The sequence below is a fragment of the Roseburia sp. OF03-24 genome (genome assembly GCF_003463035.1).
In the GTDB taxonomy this organism is placed as follows: Bacteria; Bacillota; Clostridia; order Lachnospirales; family Lachnospiraceae; genus Roseburia; species Roseburia rectibacter.
Genome location: NZ_QSCK01000079.1, coordinates 1 through 1467 on the forward strand (window position 1 = coordinate 1; position 1467 = coordinate 1467).

At 40.4% G+C, this 1467-nt stretch carries 1 protein-coding gene; it reads right to left on the reverse strand.

Features of this window, described 5'->3' with window-relative positions; translation table 11 throughout:
* Positions 1-1467: RHS repeat domain-containing protein (locus tag DXA60_RS18435; RefSeq protein WP_199536254.1), on the reverse strand; the 1467-nt coding region annotated here is incomplete at both ends.

The following is a 1467-nucleotide window of genomic DNA, read 5'->3' on the forward strand; positions in this document are numbered from 1 at the left end:
AAATTCTTTTCACCTAATGCTTCCTCCGTTTTTACACGCCCATAGATATCCAGATTTCTTTCCCAAACCTTCTTTCCCTCTTCATCATAGGCTTCCACTGGAGTTCCCAGATAGTCACTTATAATACTGTAATTCCCATCCTTGGTGATTTTTCCTCTGGGAATAAAGTCATCCTGAAATACCCATGTAATCAGATTATCCGGTATATTTTCTCCCTGCCCTGCTTCTTTTTTTGCTTTTTCCTCCTCTCGTTTTTCCAGCTTCAAAATATAATCCGCTTTGAAATCTACTTTATTTTCAGTTTTCCTTCTGCCCACTGTGCATTTCTCTTCCCATTCATGAAACAAGTTGTTTCCATTCCACAGGAATCTTATTACTTTTTGCTGCCTTCCCTCTGATACTCCTTTACTATGTATACTGGTTACTGACTTTTCAATCCTCCTGCCAAAAGTATCATATTGGAAGCTGACACAGCTTTTGTCCGGTCTGGTTACTTCCCGGAGCATGCCGTTTCCAAAATAACGGTACGTCCATGTACCTCCATCCGGTTCTATTTTCTTCGCCAGATTTCCCTCTTCATCATAGAAAAATTGCCTGCCCTTGGTTATAAGCTTCCCATATCCTCCCTGATATTTGTTCCGCTTTTCCTTCAAGTTAATACAGGATTTCTCTAAGCGGCTGCCCGCTCCGTAAATACGATCACTGCAATCTTTTGTTTCATACAGATTTCCTACAATATCTGCACTTCTAAAAATTGTCTCAAAACCAGATTCTTTTGCACTTACTAAGTTACTAAACTGATCATAAGAATACACTGTTGTTCCTTTTGTCAGTCCATTCGTAACCTCCTTTAACTGATAATTCACATCCCATTCATATCTGTGCCTGCGCAATGTATCCGACCAGCCGACAACATTTCCAAAAATTCCCTGATGAGCAGCGTCTGCCTTACTTCGCTGATTACTTACTTCGTGAAAAATCGGTCTGCCAGCTTTATCATAATCCCATGCACTACAGATATTATTAGAGAACAGACGCTGAGTCTCCTGCCCCAAAGCATTATATTCCATCCTGGACACCCACGGCTTTTCTTTATCCAAATATGCCGCCACTTGTGTCGCCTGTCCCATTTCATTCCGACTGGTAAGTATATTTGCTCCAAAACTGCTTACTGTCTGAATACAGTTTCCCAATTCATCATACTGATTAGATATCCAGTGCCTGCCCTGCCACTCTTTCGTAATCCTGCCCAACGAATCTCGTTCAAACTTTACCTTGCCATATTGGTTTTCCACCTCTATTAGAGCGCCATTCTTATTATAAGTAAAGTTCTCATAAGTTTTGTCATAATAATCAGTTCTTATCACACGTCCCAGTTTATCATAACAATACCTTGTATATCTGCCTCCCGGACGATTAATTTTTGTAACAAGACCAGAATAATCTCGTTCATATGTGCGGGTTAAA